16 protein-coding genes are annotated in these 16,436 nt (G+C 73.0%); 8 read left to right on the plus strand and 8 right to left on the minus strand.

Features of this window, described 5'->3' with window-relative positions:
* Both ACZ58V_RS20355 and ACZ58V_RS20360 read right to left on the minus strand, forming a co-directional pair.
* Nucleotides 1-729 carry a maleylpyruvate isomerase family mycothiol-dependent enzyme gene (locus ACZ58V_RS20355; RefSeq protein WP_471291216.1) on the minus strand — a complete coding sequence of 243 codons (729 nt, stop codon included), beginning with the start codon at nt 727-729 and terminating at the stop codon, nt 1-3.
* 75 nt (nt 730-804) lie between these two features.
* Nucleotides 805-1,986: an MFS transporter gene (locus tag ACZ58V_RS20360; RefSeq protein WP_471291218.1), complete on the minus strand. Its 1,182-nt coding sequence runs from the start codon at nt 1,984-1,986 to the stop codon at nt 805-807.
* 121 nt (nt 1,987-2,107) lie between these two features.
* Between ACZ58V_RS20360 and ACZ58V_RS20365 the strand changes: the two genes are divergently transcribed.
* The gene (locus ACZ58V_RS20365; protein WP_471291220.1) at nt 2,108-3,586 is read left to right on the plus strand and encodes a glutamate-cysteine ligase family protein; all 1,479 of its coding nucleotides are present in this window, start codon (nt 2,108-2,110) and stop codon (nt 3,584-3,586) included.
* Nucleotides 3,587-3,605: 19 nt separating this feature from the next.
* On the opposite strand, the gene ACZ58V_RS20370 is transcribed toward ACZ58V_RS20365, so the two are convergent.
* The 3 genes from ACZ58V_RS20370 to ACZ58V_RS20380 form a co-directional block, all read right to left on the minus strand.
* The gene (locus ACZ58V_RS20370; protein ID WP_471291222.1) at nt 3,606-4,727 is read right to left on the minus strand and encodes a Gfo/Idh/MocA family protein; all 1,122 of its coding nucleotides are present in this window, start codon (nt 4,725-4,727) and stop codon (nt 3,606-3,608) included.
* Nucleotides 4,697-5,407 carry a ThuA domain-containing protein gene (locus ACZ58V_RS20375; protein WP_468189239.1) on the minus strand — a complete coding sequence of 237 codons (711 nt, stop codon included), beginning with the start codon at nt 5,405-5,407 and terminating at the stop codon, nt 4,697-4,699. The genes ACZ58V_RS20370 and ACZ58V_RS20375 overlap by 31 nt, the downstream gene beginning before the upstream one ends.
* A 69-nt stretch (nt 5,408-5,476) precedes the next feature.
* Nucleotides 5,477-6,319 (minus strand): class I SAM-dependent methyltransferase, encoded by an 843-nt coding sequence (locus ACZ58V_RS20380; protein WP_468189241.1) that lies wholly within the window; start codon nt 6,317-6,319, stop codon nt 5,477-5,479.
* Nucleotides 6,320-6,422: 103 nt separating this feature from the next.
* Between ACZ58V_RS20380 and ACZ58V_RS20385 the strand changes: the two genes are divergently transcribed.
* On the plus strand, nt 6,423-6,854 hold the full coding sequence (locus ACZ58V_RS20385; protein ID WP_471291225.1) for a helix-turn-helix domain-containing protein: 432 nt from the start codon (nt 6,423-6,425) through the stop codon (nt 6,852-6,854).
* A gap of 84 nt (nt 6,855-6,938) precedes the next feature.
* On the opposite strand, the gene ACZ58V_RS20390 is transcribed toward ACZ58V_RS20385, so the two are convergent.
* From ACZ58V_RS20390 to ACZ58V_RS20400, 3 genes are all read right to left on the minus strand, one after another.
* On the minus strand, nt 6,939-7,748 hold the full coding sequence (locus tag ACZ58V_RS20390) for a DeoR/GlpR family DNA-binding transcription regulator (protein ID WP_468189246.1): 810 nt from the start codon (nt 7,746-7,748) through the stop codon (nt 6,939-6,941).
* A gap of 67 nt (nt 7,749-7,815) precedes the next feature.
* Complete coding sequence (pdxA, locus tag ACZ58V_RS20395; protein ID WP_471291226.1) at nt 7,816-8,871, minus strand: 4-hydroxythreonine-4-phosphate dehydrogenase PdxA; 1,056 nt, start codon at nt 8,869-8,871, stop codon at nt 7,816-7,818.
* Nucleotides 8,868-10,106 carry a four-carbon acid sugar kinase family protein gene (locus ACZ58V_RS20400; RefSeq protein WP_471291228.1) on the minus strand — a complete coding sequence of 413 codons (1,239 nt, stop codon included), beginning with the start codon at nt 10,104-10,106 and terminating at the stop codon, nt 8,868-8,870. The genes pdxA and ACZ58V_RS20400 overlap by 4 nt, the downstream gene beginning before the upstream one ends.
* A gap of 220 nt (nt 10,107-10,326) precedes the next feature.
* Between ACZ58V_RS20400 and ACZ58V_RS20405 the strand changes: the two genes are divergently transcribed.
* From ACZ58V_RS20405 to ACZ58V_RS20430, 6 genes are read left to right on the plus strand one after another with little or no spacing between them, the layout of a single operon-like run.
* Nucleotides 10,327-11,940 carry an ABC transporter substrate-binding protein gene (locus ACZ58V_RS20405; protein WP_471291229.1) on the plus strand — a complete coding sequence of 538 codons (1,614 nt, stop codon included), beginning with the start codon at nt 10,327-10,329 and terminating at the stop codon, nt 11,938-11,940.
* 3 nt (nt 11,941-11,943) lie between these two features.
* Nucleotides 11,944-12,873 (plus strand): ABC transporter permease, encoded by a 930-nt coding sequence (locus ACZ58V_RS20410; protein ID WP_189724073.1) that lies wholly within the window; start codon nt 11,944-11,946, stop codon nt 12,871-12,873.
* Nucleotides 12,874-12,875: 2 nt separating this feature from the next.
* The gene (locus tag ACZ58V_RS20415) at nt 12,876-13,790 is read left to right on the plus strand and encodes an ABC transporter permease (RefSeq protein WP_468189258.1); all 915 of its coding nucleotides are present in this window, start codon (nt 12,876-12,878) and stop codon (nt 13,788-13,790) included.
* Nucleotides 13,787-14,626, plus strand: coding sequence for an ABC transporter ATP-binding protein (locus ACZ58V_RS20420; RefSeq protein WP_471291232.1), 840 nt, complete (start codon nt 13,787-13,789; stop codon nt 14,624-14,626). The genes ACZ58V_RS20415 and ACZ58V_RS20420 overlap by 4 nt, the downstream gene beginning before the upstream one ends.
* Complete coding sequence (locus tag ACZ58V_RS20425) at nt 14,623-15,435, plus strand: ATP-binding cassette domain-containing protein (RefSeq protein WP_471291234.1); 813 nt, start codon at nt 14,623-14,625, stop codon at nt 15,433-15,435. The genes ACZ58V_RS20420 and ACZ58V_RS20425 overlap by 4 nt, the downstream gene beginning before the upstream one ends.
* Complete coding sequence (locus ACZ58V_RS20430) at nt 15,432-16,412, plus strand: aldo/keto reductase (RefSeq protein ID WP_471291236.1); 981 nt, start codon at nt 15,432-15,434, stop codon at nt 16,410-16,412. Before ACZ58V_RS20425 ends, ACZ58V_RS20430 begins: the two co-directional genes overlap by 4 nt.
* The last annotated feature ends 24 nt before the right edge of the window (nt 16,413-16,436 follow it).

Genomic DNA, 16,436 nt, shown 5'->3' on the forward strand with positions numbered 1-16,436 from the left:
TCAGACGCCGGACGCCTCCCGCCACAGCGTCGCGAGCTCCTGGTCGCCCGAGACGTTCGGCAGCGGGACCCGGTTCCACAGGGCCAGGTACAACTGCTCCGCCGGGCCGGACAGTTCGCACTCCGCCTCGTCGGTCGCGCCCCGAGTGGTCACGGGCGGCTCCGCGGACAGCCGTACGGTCCACACCGCGTCGGTGTCGTCCGTGCGCACGCGCAGGACGCGTGGCTCGGGGGTGCGCACCCTGCTTCTGGAGCGGGCGTGGAAGCCGCGCAGCAGTTCGTCGATGCCGTCGGTCGCGAAGTCCGGGGCGACGGCCGTCGGGGCGCCTCCGCGTGCGGACTCGGCGTCGATCCGGTGCACGGCCGTCTCGTGCGCCTGCCTACGGGTCCAGAAGGCCAGCGGGGACGGCGCGGGCAGGAAGGCCCAGCACTCCACGTCCGGCGAGGCGCCGGCCAGTGTGTCGACGAGGCGGCGGTGGCTGTCGCGGTACCAGGCCACGAGTTCCGCGCCGTCGAGGTCCGGAACCTCACCCAGCGGGCGGCGCTCGGCGAGCCCCTCGGCGACGTACGACGCGGCCCAGCGGTGCACCGTGCCCGTATGCCGCACCAGGTCGCGCACCTGCCACTGAGGGCAGGTCGGCACCTTCGCGTCCGTCCCGGCCTCCTCGGCGGCCGCGGCCAGCAGCAGGCCCTCTGACTCCAGCGCGTGCAGGAACTCGGCGGTCTCCATGACGCCGAGTCTGCCGCATGGAGCGCGCTCCAGGCCCGGGATGTGCATGGGGCGCAAGGGCAGCGGCAGTCCCTCTCAGCCCCCGGACGTCCGCCGTGTCGCCGCCCCCACGAGCGCCCCGACCGCCGCCGCCACCGCCGCGAGCACCGCCACGCTGGTCAGGGCGGCCGGCAGGGTGAACCAGTCCGCCATGAAGCCGATCGCGGGCGGCCCGAGGAGCATGCCGCCGTAGCCGAGGGTGGAGGCCGTCGCGACGCCGCTGGGGCCGGCGAGCGCGCCCGCGCGCTCCACGGCCACCGGGAAGAGGTTCGCCAGGCCGAGGCCCGTGACCGCGTAGCCGAGCAGGGCCGCCCACAGGGACGGGGCGAGTGAGCCGAGCAGCATTCCGGCCGCCGCGGTGGCGCCGCCCGCGACGACGGTCCGGGTCCGCCCCAGACGTTCCAGGAGCGTGGTGCCGGTCAGCCGACCCACCGTCATGGCGAGCGCGAAACAGGAGTAGCCGACGGCCGCGGCGCCCGGCGAGGCGTCCAGGTCCTGTTCGAGGTGCAGGGCGCCCCAGTTGGCCAGCGCCCCCTCGCCGTACGCGGTGCACCCCGCGATCACGCCGAAGACGATCACCAGTCCCCGGGTACGGCGGTCCAGCCGGCGCGGGGCGCCCTGCGCGAGGCGTTCCCGCTCCGGCGGCGTCGGCGGCTCGTGCCGCAGGAGTGTCGGTCCCGCCAGGGCCGTCACCAGCAGTCCGACGACGGTGAGCAGCAGCAGATGCCTGGTGGGGGAGAGGACCCCCGCGACCAGCCCGCCCAGACCCGCGCCGACCATGCCGCCCAGGCTGAACGCGGCGTGGAAGCTCGGCATGATCGGCCGCCCCAGCGCGGCCACCAGCTCGACGGCCGCGCTGTTGAAGGCGACGTTGATCCCGCCGTACGCGGCGCCGAAGAGCAGCAGCACGAGGCCGAGCGCGAGGACCGAGTGGGTCAGCGGGGGCAGGGCCACGCTGAGGGAGAGCAGGACGGCGCAGACGACGGTGACCTGGTGGTTGCCGTAGCGGCGGCACAGGCGACCGGTGAGGGTCATGGTGATGACGGCGCCGGCCGAGACGCCCAGGAGGGCGAGGCCGAGGGCGCTGGCGGAGGCGTTCGTCTGTTCCTTGATGGCGGGGATGCGCACGACCCAGCCGGCGAAGACGAAGCCGTCGAGGGCGAAGAAGACGGTGATCGCTATGCGGAGTCGGGTGAGGGAGCTGCCGTCGCCCGGCACGGCACTGTGCGTTCGGGGTTTGTTTATTTGCGGCACAAAGTCAGGCTAGGTGGGTGCGGGGGCGACGACAAGGTGCGACGCTGGGACGAGAGGTATCCGCCGAGGGAACTCGGGAGGACGCATGGGACGTGACGTGCCGGCCCTGGTGTTCACGCGGGAGGACCGCCGTCGCTACCGGCAGAAGATGCACACCGACCTCGAGGTGCTGGCGCGGATGCTCCGCGAGTCGGGCTTCGAGAGCGAGCGGCCACGGGTCGGGCTGGAGATCGAGCTCAACCTGGTGGACGACGAGGGACTGCCCGCGATGCGGAACACCGACGTGCTCCGGGCGATCGCCGACCCCGCCTGGTCGAGCGAGCTGGGCCGCTTCAACCTGGAGATCAACATCCCGCCCCGGGAGCTGACGACCGGCGGCCCCGGAGACTGGGAGCGGGAGATCCGGGACGCCCTCAACCACGCCGAGGACCGCGCCTCGGCCGTCGGCGCCCACCTGATCATGGTCGGCATTCTGCCGACGCTGGGCGAGGCGCATGTGAGCGAGGCCGCCCTGTCCGGCGACCCCCGGTACCAGTTGCTCAACGAGCAGATCTTCGCCGCGCGCGGCGAAGATCTGCGGATCACGGTCGACGGTGTCGAACGCCTGACGACGTACGCCGACACCATCACCCCCGAGGCCGCCTGCACCAGCACCCAGTTCCATCTCCAGGTCGCCCCGAAGGAGTTCCCGCACTACTGGAACGCTGCCCAGGCCATCGCGGGCGTGCAGATCGCCCTCGCGGCCAACTCGCCCTATCTGTTCGGAAAGGAGCTGTGGCGGGAGACCCGCATCCCCCTGTTCGAGCAGGCCACCGACACCCGGCCCGAGGAGATCAAGGCCCAGGGCGTACGGCCCCGGGTGTGGTTCGGGGAACGGTGGATCACCAGCGTCTTCGATCTCTTCGAGGAGAACGTGCGCTACTTCCCGGCCCTGCTGCCGCTGTGCGACGACGAGGACCCGCAGCAGGCACTCGACCGGGGCGGCGTTCCGCAACTGGGCGAACTGACCCTGCACAACGGCACGATCTACCGCTGGAACCGCCCGATCTACGCCGTCACCGACAGCGGTCCGCATCTGCGCATCGAGAACCGGGTGCTGCCCGCGGGCCCCACCGTCGCCGACACCATCGCCAACGGCGCGTTCTACTACGGACTGACCCGCGCCCTGGTCGACGAGGACCGGCCGGTGTGGACGCGGATGTCCTTCTCGGTAGCCGAGGAGAACCTGCACACCGCGGCCCGCGACGGCATCGACGCCCGCCTGTACTGGCCCGGCGTGGGCGAAGTGCCGGTCACGGAACTGGTGTTGCGGCGCCTTCTGCCGCTCGCCCACCGGGGCCTGGAGCTGGCCGGCATGGACGACGCGTGGCGCGAGCCGCTGCTCGGCATCATCGAGCAGCGCTGTGTCACGGCCCGCAACGGCGCCCTCTGGCAGGCCGAGACGGTCCACCATCTGGAGAAGGCCGGCATCTCCGACCGGCGTGAGGCACTGCGGCAGATGACCACGACGTACATGGACTACATGCACATGAACGCGCCCGCACACACGTGGCCCGTGGACTGACCCCCGCGGCATCACCCGGTCAAGCCCGGCCGGGAGCGACCGGGCGCTTCCAGTCCCCGGCGGCCGTCCACGGCACCGGATCGGGCGCCTGCGCCGACGTCGTCAGCTCGATCCGCCGTCCCTCGGCCGACGAACGCAGCAGGGCCGTCATCGTCTCCAGGACGTGCAGGGCGAGTTCGCCGCTCGCACGCGGCGCCCGCTGCCCGTCGGCGGCGATGAAGTCGAGCAGTCCGACACCCCGTGCGCCGTCCTCGTAGCCCGCCGACGCCGGCAAAGCGCGCCATCGGGTGTCGCCGAGCGCGTGCAGCCGGACCTCGCCGTCGAAGCGGTTCGGATCGGGCACCGAGAGGCTCCCCGTCTCGCCGTGGACCTCGATCGGCGCGGCCGTGGTGGCCACACCGTCGAAGCTCGTCGTGATCGTCGTCAGTGCCCCGCCCACGTGTTCCAGCACTCCTGAGACATGACTGTCCACCTCGACCGGGATCCGCTCGCCCGTGCGCGGCCCGGAACCGATGGTCCGCTCGGCGCGCAGTCGGCCGGCCGCCCCGATCACGGCACGCACCGGGCCCAGCAGGTGGATCAGGGAGGCTAGGTAGTACGGCCCCATGTCCAGAAGAGGGCCGCCGCCCTCGGTGTAGTAGAAGTCGGGGTGGGGATGCCAGCGCTCGTGGCCGGGGGTGATCATCACGGCCGAGGCGAACTGGGGGCGTCCGATGCTCCCCGCCTCGACGGCCGCCCGCGCCGTCTGGACCCCGGTGCCCAGGACGGTGTCCGGCGCGCACCCCACACCGACACCAGCCTTCGCGGCGGCCTCCACGACGGCACGGGCGTCGGCGAGCGTCGCGGCCAGCGGCTTCTCCCCGTAGACGTGCTTGCCGTGACCGATGGCGCCGAGGGCGATCCCGGCGTGGGCCGCCGGGGTGGTGAGGTTCAGCACCGTGTCCACGTCCGGGCTGCTGAGCAACTCCTCGACCGTCAGCGCCTCGGCCCCGGGCAGTTCGGCGGCGACGGCGGCCGACCGGGAGGCGTCGAGGTCGGCGACCGCGGTGACGCGCACGGCGGGATGGCCGGCGAGCGTGTCGAGGTACGCGCGGGAGATGACACCGAGTCCTACGACGCCGATGCGGTGCGCGTCGCCCACAGCATGCCCCTCTCGATGATGGTGCGGACGTCGGGGTGCTCCAGCACGTCGAGGCTGTGCCCCGGTGTCGTCACCAGGACGCGCCCGGCACCCCACCGGCGGGTCCAGACCGCCGGCGAGGTGACCGGCCGGTGCCAGGGCTGCCACGGCCGGGCCGGATGCGTGGTGGTGGCCAGGACGTCGATGAGGTCGTCGTGGAGCACCCAGTACTGCTCGGTGTCCAGCTCGAAGTCCTCGATGCCCGCCGTGACGGGGTGGGCGCGGCCGGCCTCGGTGAGGGTGATGGTGTGCGGCAGGAAGTTGTCCTCCGCTCCGCCCCGGCGCTCGCACGGTTCCTTGCCCGGGTGGGTGGCGAACTGGCCGCCGACCAGGTGGAGATAGTCGGCCGAGGCGCGGAACGAGTCGGCGATGCCGCCGTGCCAGCCGGTGAAACCGGTGCCGGCCACGACAGCCGAGCTCAGTCCGGCCACCTGCTCGCGCGTGATCTCCGACATCGTCACGCACTGGACGACGAGGTCGGTGGCCGCCATCTCGGCGGTGTCGGCGTAGACGTCGGTCGATTCCTCGACCCGGACGGCGTATCCGTTGTCCCGGAGGAAGGGAAGGAACAGCTCCGTCGCCTTGACCGGCTCGTGGCCTTCCCATCCGCCTCGGACAACCAGGGCTCTTTTCTGCGTCATCGTGATCTCACTATGCGCGGGGCGCCCGGGCTTGGAAAAGGGGGCCGGACCTCACGAAAGTTTCGCGGCTCAGGCCCGGGCGCCGACCGTCCAGCAGGCCGCGGTGAAGCGGACTTCCGAGCCGTGCACGAAGGGGTCGAAGGCGGCGCGGACGGTCTCGACGACCCGTGCGCGCGTCTCCTCGTCCACCTCGGGCAGGGCCATGCCGAGGGGCCCGAGCCGGGTGAAGTAGCGGACCAGGTCCTTCTCGGGCAGGGTGCAGACGACGTCGACCGGCCGGATGTCGATCTCGGCCCAGCCGCTTTCGGTGAGGATGCGACGGACCTTGTCCGGGTCCGCGAAGGCGAACTGTCCCGGCTCGTCGGGCCGCCGCACGGGCAGGTCCGGCAGCAGTGGCGCGGCGGCGCGCTGGGCCGTCGTCATGAACGGGTTCTCGCCCGGATCGCGCCAGACGACGAACCGGATCGCGGCCCCGTCCCGGGCAGCGCTCCGCAGATTCGCGAAGGCCCGGACGGGGTCGTCGAAGAACATGACGCCGAAACGCGAGATGACGGTGTCGAAGGTGCCGTGCTCGAAGGCGTGCTCTTGCGCGTCGGCGCGCACGAAGGAGGCCGGTACGCCCTCCCGCTCGGCGCGTGCCCGGGCGGTGTCGATCAACGGCCCGGAGATGTCGACGCCGACGCAGTGGGCCGCCGGGCCGAGCCGTCGCGCGACGGCCAGGGTGGTGCCGCCCGTCCCGCAGCCGATGTCGAGCACGTGCTCCGCGCCTTCGGCGGACACGGCGTCGACGAGCAGGTCCTCCAAGGACCTGAACATCCCCTCCAGCACCTGCTGCAGATCCACCCAGGCGTGACCGGCGCGCCCGTTCCAGCGGGCGCTCTGTTCGTCATCGTTCCTGCGCTCGGCGTCCATGCTCGTCGGCTCTCCTTCGTCTTGCCTTCGTCTTGCCTTCGTCTTGCCCTTGGTCGGGGCGAGATGACAGCGTTCTACTTCAAGTCGACTTGAGGTCAAGGGAATGACGGACCTGGACATCGCCGAAGTGGCCCAGTGCGCCGGGGTGCCCGCCTCGACGCTGCGGTTCTACGAGGAGAAGGGGCTGATCGCCCCGACCGGCCGGCGAGGGCTGCGCCGCCAGTACGATCCCGGCGTGCTGGAGCGGCTGGCACTGATCGCGCTGGGGCGGACGGCCGGGTTCTCGCTCGACGAGATCGCGCACATGTTCGCGCCGGACGGACCGCCGCGGATCGACCGGCGCATGCTGGCGGACAAGGCGGAGGAACTGGACCGCAGGATCCGCGAACTGGGCGTGCTCCGCGACTCCCTGCGACACGCCGCCGCCTGCCCCGCGCCGAGCCACATGGAGTGCCCCACCTTCCGAGGCCTCCTCGACGCGGCAGCGTCAGGCGGTGTCCCTGCGCCGGGCAGGCGGATGCCGCCCGGCGGCTAGCGGCCCGCTCGGCTCCTCGCCGGGCGCGGCCCGGTGGCGTGCGGCGCAGGAGCGGGCCCTGCCGCCGCGCGCCGGGCAGCGGCGCTACGCGGTGTCGCCGTGCGGGCCGGCCGTCACCCGCTCCGGCGTCGTGGTCACCGTCGCCACCCCGCGGGCCCGCAGCTCCGCGAGGACGGCCGGGTCGGCCGTGTCGTCCGTGACCAGGGTCCAGCCCTCGCACAGGGCCGTCCAGGCGTGGAAGGGGCGGCGGCCGAGCTTGGCCGCGTGGGCGAGGACGTAGACGTGGTCGGCGCGGCGGGCCATCAGTTCCTTGAGGCGGGTCTGGCGCAGGTCCGCCTCGCAGATGCCGAGTTCGGGGGAGATGCCGTCCGTGCCGAGGAAGACCCGGTCGAACGTCATACGCTCCAGGGCGGCTTCCGTGAGCGGTCCGACGAAGCCCTGGCTGAGCGGGCGCAGGGTGCCGCCGAGGCACTCGACGTGCACCGTCTCGACATCGGACAGCGCCTGCAGGGCGGTGAGTCCGGTGGTCGCCACGGTGAGGTCTTCGGCCGTGCGCAGCTCGTGGGCGAGCGCGCCGACCGTGGAGCCGGCGTCGAGGAGCAGCGTCTCGCCGGGCCGCACCTGGGCCGCCGCCCAGCGGGCGATGGCCTGCTTGGCCTCGAAGGCCTCGCCCACGCGCTGCCGCAGGGACGCCTCGGGGTGCGCGGCCAGCGCCATGGCCCCGCCGTAGGTGCGGGCCAGACGCCCGTCGGTGGTGAGCTTGGCCAGGTCGCGGCGGATGGTCGAGGCCGTCACGCCGAACAGCTGCGAGAGTTCCTCCACGCTCGCCAGGCCGGTGGTGGTGGCGAGGTGGACGATGCGGTCGCGCCGCGCCTTGGATCCGGTCACAGACATAGGTTCTTCATGTCCTCAATAGTCCTGGGCCGTCCTGGGTCGCACACGTGCCTGCCGCGAACCGCGGTCAGCGGGCGGCCGGAGCGGTCGACATCTCGGCGGCCTGGCGCAGAGCCTCGACCATGCTACCGGGCTCGGCCCGGCCGGTTCCGGCGATGTCGAAGGCCGTGCCGTGGTCGACGGAGGTGCGGATCACCGGCAGTCCGACGGTGAGGTTGACCCCGGCCTCGATGCCGAGGACCTTGACGGGGCCGTGCCCCTGGTCGTGGTACATCGCGACGATGAGGTCGTAGTCGCCGCGCGAGGCGAGGTAGAAGGCCGTGTCCGCGGGCAGCGGACCGCGCGCGTCGATGCCGTCGGCGCGCACCGTCTCCAGCGCCGGGACGATCTTCGTCTCCTCCTCGCCGTAGCCGAACAGGCCGTTCTCGCCCGCGTGCGGATTGATGCCGCAGACACCGATCACCGGGTCGGCGGTCCCGGCGCGCACCATCGCCTCGTGGCCGCGGCGCACGGTGCGCTCCACCAGGCCGGGCTCGATGCGGTTCACGGCGTCGATCAGCCCGATGTGGGTGGTGACGTGGATGACCTTCACACGGGGAGTCGACAGCATCATCGACACCTCGTCGACGCCCGTGAGATGGGCGAGGAGTTCGGTGTGGCCGGGGTAGAGGTGACCTGCGGCGTGCAGGGCCTCCTTGTTGAGCGGGGCGGTGCAGATGCCGTCCACCTCGCCGCGCAGGGCGAGTTCGGCGGCGACACGGACGTAGTGGTAGGCGGCGTCGCCCGCTACGGCGGACAGCTCGCCCCAGGGCAGGTCGGCGGGGAGCAGCCCGAGGTCGATCACGTGCACGCGGCCGGGCGCGAACTCGGCCTGGGCGGGATGCTCGACCGGCACGATCTCGCAGCTGATGCCGAGGATGCCGGCCGCCTGCCGCAGGCGCTCGGCGTCGCCCACGACGACGGGTCGGCAGTCGCGCAGGGTGTCGGGGTGCAGCAGCGCCGGGACGATGACCTCGGGCCCGATGCCCGCGCCGTCGCCCATGGTCACCGCGATGACCGGGAGCGGCCGGGAGGCCGCGGAGGTCTGGCCGGCGGTGGCGGCGGAGGAGGGGGCTGCGTTCACGGGGCTACTCCTGTGGGGTCGGTCGGAACGTGGCGTACGGGTGCGGGGCGCAGGGCCCGGACGATGCGCCGCAGGGAGTCGGCCTCGCCGTAGCTGCCGGGCCGGGTGACGACCGAGCGGCCGTCGGGTGTGCGGGAGAGGACCGCACCGTGGTGGATCTGGCCCAGCGGGCGCAGGTCGGTGACGCGCAGGACGTCCAGGACGCGGCGGGCGGTCTCGCCGCCGGTGAGGACCAGGTCGCAGTCGAGCGCCGCGTCGGCGACGGTGTCGGCGAGCGCGGCGACGAGACGGCGTGCGACGGAGGGGGCGGCCGCTCCGGTGACGCGGACGACCGTGACGGCGGCGACGGGAGGCGCGAGCCGTCGAGGGGAGTGCAGGAGTTCGCGGGTGCTGAGGGAGATCTGGTGGGCTCCGTCCGCGAGGAGGTGCGCGACCTGTCCGCGGGCGGACGGCTCGGCCGTGCCCACGACGATCAGCAGCGGCCGGACGACGTCCCCGGCGTCGGGCGTGTTCTCCCCGGGCGTGCCCAGGAGCCGTCCCAGGGCGCCCGCGAGGCCGCCGGTGCCCAACAGCCGTATCCCGGGCCCCAGTTCGAGGGCCGCCGCGGCGATCGCGTCGAGGTCGGTCTCGGTCTCCGCGTCGCACACCGGATGCCGTCCCTGCGCGAAACACGCACGCAGCGCTTCCCGTAGCGCGCCGGGTGTCCCGCGTACGTCCGTGAGCGGCACGGGAGCTGACGGCAGGTCACCGAACGCTGAGGCGGCCGAGGGCGGGGCGGGCCGCGCCTCGGCACGCCAGGCGTCCGTCTCGTGCAGCGGCACCCCGTCGAGGTGGACGACCCCGCCCCGGACCGTGCGCAGGGCGGCCGGCAGAGCGGTCGCGATCACCACGCCCAGGGCGTCCCGCGCGTAGGCGGCCGCCTCGGCGGCGAGGTTGCCCCTGAGCAGCGAGTCGATCTTCTTGAAGAGCACCGTTCCGGCGGGCACCGCGTGCGTGACGTCCCGTACCGCCCGCGCCGCCTCGGCGCCGGGCAGTTGCCGCGAGTCGAGGTCGAGCACGAGGGACTCGCCGGGCGCGGACGCCACCGGTCCGGGGACCGGCCCCAGCAGGATCCGGGCGGGCGAGCGCAGCGCCACCGCGGTCTCGGCGGCACCGGACAGATCGTCGGCGAGGGCGAGTACGGGCCGGTGGGCGGCCTGGACGGGGCCGCCGGGGCCGGCAGCGGAGAGGGACACGGGTACCTCCTCGGGCGGCCCGGTCGGGCTGCCTCGGAAACCGATGATGACACGAGTTGCGCGAAATGCGCGAGACCCCTTGCGCACTTCGCGCAGTCGTGCCACCTTTTCCGGCGCGACACCTGTTCGTATCCCGCCGGCCCGCCCCCCGACCGGGCCGCAGCGAGAGCCGCACGAACACCACGAGCCGGTCGCCCCCCGGAACGCGAGAAGGTCGACGATGACCCCAAGCCCCTATGACGCACCCCCGGACCACCGCCCCCAGTGGCAGCCCCTCGGCCGCCCCGTCCGCCGCCGCACCCTGCTGCGTCTCGGCGCGCTCGGCGGCACGGGTCTCGCCCTCGGTCCTCTCTCCGCCTGCGCCGGACCCACCGGAGCCCCCGGCCCCGGCACTCTCACCCTTGGCCTGAACCGCTCGCTGGTGAGCCTCGACAACAAGCTGAACCAGTTCGACGCCGCCGTCACCGTGCAGCGCGCGGTCCGCCAGGCCCTCACGGGCATCGGCCCCGGCATGCGCGTCCAGCCGGTCCTCGCCGACCGGTTCGCGATGACCGAGCCGACCGCCTGGAGCGTGCGGCTGCGCGAGGGCGTGCGCTACTCCGACGGCAGCCCCGTCACCGTCGAGGACGTCGCCACCGCCCTGGAGATGTACGGCAAGGTCAACGGCTCCTTCCTCCTCGGCCTCTTCCCGGAGCTGCCCACGGTCGAGAAGACCGGCGAGCGCACCTTCGAGCTGCACACCGAGCGCCCGGTGCCCGTGCTCGACCGCCTCATGGCCAACATCCACATCACCCCGGCCGCCGCCAACCGCCCCGAGGAACTCCAGAGCGGCGTCGGCTCCGGCCCGTACAGGGTGATCGAGGCCAACAGCGGCGCCGGTGAGTACACCCTCGCCCGCAACCCCCGCTACTGGGGCCGCCCGGCCCACGTCGAAACCGTCCGGGTGCGCTTCGTGCCCGAGGAGTCCAGCCGGGTCATCGCCCTGCGCGGCGGCGAGCTGGACGTTGTCGACACCCTCACCCCGGACTCGGCCGAGCAGCTCACCGGCCTGCCCGGCGTCACCGTCGAGGAGACCTCCGGCGTCCGCATCTGCCAGCTCTTCTACAACTTCCGCAAGCGCGACGACCACCCCCTGGCCGACGCCCGCGTGCGCCGCGCCCTCACCTACGCCATCGACGGCGAGGCGCTGGTGAAGGACGTCCTCACCGGCTCCGCCGAAGCCGCCGAAGGAGTCGTCCCGCTCGCCCTCGAAGGCGCGGTACGCACCGGCGCCTACACCTACGACCCGGGCAAGGCGAAGGCGCAGCTGAAGCGGCTGGGCGCCGAGGGCCTGCGGATCCGCGTCATCTGGGAGTCGGGAGAGTTCGCCGCCGACAGCTCCGTCATGGAAGCCGTCGCCGACATGTTCCGCGACATCGGCGTCCGCGCCTCGCTGCTCCAGTTCGAACCGGGCGGCGACATCCTGAAGTGGCGGCAGGGCCGCGGCGGCGACTGGGACGTCATCGGTAACGGCTTCCCCGGCACCACCGGCCAGGCCCTCACCTCCCTCCAGGGCATGTACGGCGGCACCCCCGAGCGGGAACGCACCCGCGACACCTACATGGGCTACGTCATCCCGGACATCCAGCGCCGCCTGGAGGACGCCGCCACCGAGACCGACGCCGCCGCCCGCGACCGCAAGCTGGCCGCCGCGCAGCACGCCGTCTGGAACACCTGGCCCAGCCTGTGGGCCTTCGCCCCCAAGACGCTGCTCGCCCGCCGCGAGCGCGTGCACGACCTGGGCCTGCTCCAGCTCAACTCCTACGACCTGTCCGCCGTACGGCTGGAGGGCTGAGCCGTGGCCACCTACCTCGCCCGCCGCGTCGGCCAGAGCCTGCTGGCCGTCTTCCTCACCCTCACCACGGTCTTCCTGCTGCTGCGCCTGGCCCCCGGCGACCCGGCCGCCGCCTACGCCGCGCCCAGCGCCACGGCCGCCGACCTCGCCCGCATCCGCGCCCAGTTCGGCCTCGACGAACCGCTCGTCGTCCAGTACGGGATCTTCCTGCGGGACCTGTGCACCGGGAACCTCGGCACCAGCTACTCCTTCCACGCCTCCGCGTTCCAGGTGGTCATGGACCGGCTGCCGTACACCATCACCCTCGCGGTCTCCGCCATCGCGGTCACCACCGTCGTCGCCGTACCGCTCGGCGTGTGGATGGCCCGGCGCGCCGACACCAAGCGGGAGCTGGGCGCCAACGTCCTGACGATCACCGGGCAGTCGATGCCGGACTTCTGGACCGGCGTGATGCTGCTGACCGTCTTCGCGGTGCTGCTCCCGGTGCTGCCCGCCTCCGGGTTCACCTCGTGGAGCGGCCTGATCCTGCCCACGGTGACCGTGGCCGTCCTCCAACTCGCCCTGATCTCACGTCTGGTACGCCGCGAGATGACCACCGCGCTCGCCGCCCCCTACACCACGGTCGCCCGCTCCCGCGGCGTCTCCGAACGCACCCTGACCTGGCAGTACGGCCTGCGCAACTCCGCCGTGCCGCTCGTCACCGCCCTCGGCACCCGCTTCGCGGCCCTGCTCAACGGTGTCGTGGTCGTCGAGGTCGTCTTCGGCTGGCCGGGCGTCGGCTCGCTCGTCGTCCGGGCGCTGGAGACCCGCGACTACCCGCTCATCCAGGCCACCGTCCTCGTGACGGCCACCCTCGCGATCCTCGTCCAGCTCCTCGTCGACCTCGCCTACCCGCTGTTCGATCCGCGCGTACGACTCGGAAAGGCGGCCTGACCATGGCCGGTGTCATCTCCACCCCGGTCGCCGGCGCCGAGCGGCCCAGCGCCGTCGGCGCCCGCGACCTCGCCCGGGCCACCGCGACCCGGCAGCGGCGCAGCGCCCGCTTCAAGATTTGGGCCGGGTCCGTGTGCACGGCCCTCGTGGTCCTGCCCGTCGCCCTGGCGAGCCTGCTGCCCCTGCCGGAGGCCAACGCCCAGGACCTCTCGGAGCGCAGGCTGCCGCCGCTCAGCGCGGGGCACCTGCTCGGCACCGACCAGCTCGGCCGCGACCTGCTGTCGCGCATCCTGCACGGCGGCCAGGTCTCCCTCTCGGTCGGCGTCCTCGCGGTCCTGGTGTCCGGGCTGATCGGCATCGTCGCCGGGGCTGCCGCGGGCTTCTTCGGCGGCTGGGTCGACGCGCTCGTCTCCCGCTTCCTGGAGGCCCAGCTCGCCCTGCCCCTGCTGATGATGCTGCTGCTCGTGGTCGCCCTCTTCGGGCCCTCCGTCACCGTCATCACCTGTGTGATCGCCGTCGCGCAGTGGCCCGAGGTGGCGCGGCTGACCCGCTCCCTCGTCCTGGTCGAGCGCGAGAAGCCGTACGTCGCCGCCGCCCGCGTGCTGGGCCTGCGCGGCTGGCAGATCCTCACCCGGCACGTCGTGCCCAACGTCGTCCGGCCGGTGAGCCTCGTCGTGCTGCTGCTGCTCGCCCAGGCCGTCCTGCTGGAGAGCGCGCTGAGCTTCCTCGGCGCCGGTCCGCAGCGGCCCTTCGCCACCTGGGGCCGGATCATCTCCGACGGCCAGGCCTACATCACCACCTCGTGGTGGCTGGTCACCCTGCCCGGCCTGGTCATCGCCCTCCTCGTGGTCGGGGTCAACCTGCTGGGCGACGGACTGCGGGACCGCACCCGCCGCCGGAAGGGAGCCGGAGCATGACCGACGGGACACCGCTGCTGGATGTCCGTGACCTCCAGATCGAACTCATCACCGCGCACGGCGTCGTCCGGGCCGTCGACGGCGTGACCTTCACCGTCGGACGCGGCGAGACCGTGACCCTCATCGGCGAGTCCGGATCCGGCAAGTCGACCACCGCGATGGGCGTACTGCGCCTGCTGCCGGAGGGCCTCGCCGTGCTGTCGGGCAGCGTCCGCGTCGGCGGCCGGGATGTCGTCGCCGACCCCGGCGCGGCCCGCGCGGTACGCGGCCGGACGGTGTCCCTGATCCCACAGGACCCGATGACCGCCCTCAGTCCCGTCCACACCATCGGCCGGCAGCTCGGCGAGGCGATCCGCCTGCGCCACCCCGAACTGTCCAGGGCCCAGGCCCGCGAGAAGGGCATCGAGCTGCTCGCCCAGGTGCGCATCACACGCCCCGAGACCCGCTGGAAGTCCTACCCGCACCAGTTCTCCGGCGGCATGCTGCAGCGCATCCTCATCGCGATCGCCCTGGCCGGCGATCCGGAACTGCTGGTCGCCGACGAACCCACCTCGGCCCTCGACGCGACCGTGCAGGCCAGCGTCCTGGACCTGCTGATGGAGCTCCAGGAACGCACCGGCATCGGCATACTGATGATCACGCACGACCTGGGCGTGGCCCGGCTGGTCTCCGACCGCATCCACGTCATGAAGGACGGCCGTTTCGTCGAGTCCGGCCCGGCCGAACGCATCGTCGACAAACCCGCCGAGCCCTACACCCGAGCCCTCCTCGCCGCCGTGCCCCGCCTCGGCGCCTGGGACGAGGACGAGACCTCCGTGCGAGGAGCCACCCCATGACCCTGCTCTGCGTAGAGGACCTGGTCGTCGAATACCCGACTCCGAGCGGCCCCTTCCGTGCCGTCGACCAGGTCGGCTTCCAGCTCGACAAGGGCGGCTCGCTCGCGGTCGTCGGCGAGTCCGGCTGCGGCAAGTCGACCCTCGCCCGCGCCCTGGTCCGGCTGCTCACCCCGCGGTCCGGCCGTATCGTCCTCGACGGCATGGACATCGCCACCCTCCCGGAGCGGAGACTGCGACCGCTGCGGCGCCGCGTCCAGATGGTCTTCCAGGACCCCTACGGATCCCTCGACCCCCATCTGACCGCCCAGCAGATCGTGGCCGAGCCGCTGCGCCTCGGCGGAGTGTCCGACCGCGGCGAACGGTCCCGCCGTGCCGCCGAACTGCTCGACCAGGTCGGCCTGCCCCCGTCCGCCCTGGAACGCCGCCCGGCCGACTTCTCCGGCGGCCAGCGGCAGCGCATCGGCATCGCCCGCGCCCTCGCATCCCGGCCCGACCTGCTGGTCTGCGACGAGGCGACCTCAGCTCTCGACGTCTCCGTGCAGGCCCAGGTGCTCGCGCTGCTCAGGGAGTTGCAGGAGGAGACCGGCATCGCCTACCTCGTCATCGCGCACAACCTGGGCGTGGTGCGCGAGATGAGCACGGACGTCGTGGTGATGCGGGCCGGCCGCGTGGTCGAAGCCGGGCGGACCGAGACCGTCCTCGCCGCCCCGGCCGACCCCTACACCCGCGCCCTGCGCCGCGCGGCCCTCGACCCGACCGCCATCCACGGCGTGAAACCCCGCCGCGTACTGGAAGGAAGCTCCTCGTGACCACCGGCCTCACCCTGCCGAACACCACCGTCCCGCTCTCGCGGCTGGTGCTCGGCACCATGACCTTCGGCGACACCGTCGACCGCTCGTCGGCCGCGTCGATGCTGGACGCTGCGCTGGACGCGGGCGTCACGGGCGTGGACACCGCGAACGGTTACGCGGGTGGTGAGAGCGAGCGGCTGCTGGGGGAGCTGCTTCCGGGCCGCCGGGAGCGGATCGTGCTGGCCACCAAGGCGGGTATCCCGCATCCCGACCAGGGTGATCACGCGCCGCTGTCGCCGGCCGGGCTGCGTGCCGCTCTGGACGGCAGTCTGAAGCGGCTCGGGACCGATCATGTCGATCTGTTCTATCTGCATCAGCCGGACCGTGCGACGCCGCTGGCCGAAACCCTGGCGACCGTGGCCGAGTTCGTCGCCGAGGGCAAGGTCGGCGCGCTCGGCGTGTCCAACTTCGCGGCCTGGCAGATAGCCGAGCTCAGCCGTGTGGCGGAGGAGGCGGGGGCTCCGCGTCCGGTGATCGCCCAGCAGCTGCACAACCTGCTCGCGCGGCGCATCGAGGAGGAGTACGTCGAGTACGCGGCCGTCAGCGGTCTGCGCACGATGGTCTACAACCCGCTCGGCGGTGGCCTGCTGACCGGCCGGCACCACTTCGGCCAAGAGCCCGGCTCCGGCCGTTTCGGCGACTCGCGGCTGGCCGCCATGTACCGGCAGCGGTACTGGGACGAACGGCTCTTCACCGCCGTCACGGAACTGGCCGCCGTGGCCGAGCAGGCCGGCCTGCCGCTGACCGCCCTCGCCTTGCGCTGGCTGCTGGACCGCCCCTCGACCGACGCGCTGCTCCTGGGCGGCTCGAAGGTCGAGCACCTGCTCGCCAACATCGCCGCCGCGGCCGAGGGCCCGCTGCCCGCCGACGTCACCGCGGCCTGCGACGAGGTCGGCGCCCGCCTGCGTGGCCCGATGCCCGCCTACAACCGCTGACCCCCACCCCCACCCTGACGGAGA

The organism is Streptomyces sp. NPDC040589 (assembly GCF_055594445.1).

Bases quoted from the DNA above. Each gene is read 5' to 3' on its own strand.
- ACZ58V_RS20355 (WP_471291216.1), bottom strand. From the start codon at position 729: ATGGAGACCGCCGAGTTCCTGCACGCGCTGGAGTCAGAGGGCCTGCTG.
- ACZ58V_RS20365 (WP_471291220.1), top strand. From the start codon at position 2,108: ATGGGACGTGACGTGCCGGCCCTGGTGTTCACGCGGGAGGACCGCCGT.
- ACZ58V_RS20375 (WP_468189239.1), bottom strand. From the start codon at position 5,407: ATGACGCAGAAAAGAGCCCTGGTTGTCCGAGGCGGATGGGAAGGCCAC.
- ACZ58V_RS20380 (WP_468189241.1), bottom strand. From the start codon at position 6,319: ATGGACGCCGAGCGCAGGAACGATGACGAACAGAGCGCCCGCTGGAAC.
- ACZ58V_RS20385 (WP_471291225.1), top strand. From the start codon at position 6,423: ATGACGGACCTGGACATCGCCGAAGTGGCCCAGTGCGCCGGGGTGCCC.
- ACZ58V_RS20390 (WP_468189246.1), bottom strand. From the start codon at position 7,748: ATGTCTGTGACCGGATCCAAGGCGCGGCGCGACCGCATCGTCCACCTC.
- ACZ58V_RS20405 (WP_471291229.1), top strand. From the start codon at position 10,327: ATGACCCCAAGCCCCTATGACGCACCCCCGGACCACCGCCCCCAGTGG.
- ACZ58V_RS20415 (WP_468189258.1), top strand. From the start codon at position 12,876: ATGGCCGGTGTCATCTCCACCCCGGTCGCCGGCGCCGAGCGGCCCAGC.
- ACZ58V_RS20420 (WP_471291232.1), top strand. From the start codon at position 13,787: ATGACCGACGGGACACCGCTGCTGGATGTCCGTGACCTCCAGATCGAA.
- ACZ58V_RS20425 (WP_471291234.1), top strand. From the start codon at position 14,623: ATGACCCTGCTCTGCGTAGAGGACCTGGTCGTCGAATACCCGACTCCG.